General features: G+C 45.4%; 1 protein-coding gene. It reads left to right on the forward strand.

The window, feature by feature from the left end; translation table 11 throughout:
• The coding region (locus tag A3766_RS09465) for a response regulator (protein WP_156508829.1) at positions 1-324 on the forward strand (324 nt) is incomplete at both ends.

Below are 324 nucleotides of genomic sequence, written 5' to 3' on the forward strand. Positions count from 1 at the left end.
ACGCGGATGTCGCTGGCAATGGCCTGGAAGCAATTAGCAGTTTGATACAAACCACCGCCAATACCCCACACACTTTAATCCTTATGGATTGTCAAATGCCCGAAATGGACGGCTATGAAGCCACTCGAGCTATTCGCGATGGCAAAGCTGGACAGTTCTACACCGACATTCCGATCATTGCGATGACAGCCAATGCAATGCAAGGAGATAAAGAAAAGTGCTTGGCTGCCGGTATGAACGCCTATCTAAGCAAACCAATTTATAACGACGCACCAATTTCTACACTCATTAGTTATGTGTGTAACAACAAACCTGAATATGAAG

The organism is Oleiphilus sp. HI0132 (assembly GCF_001635845.1).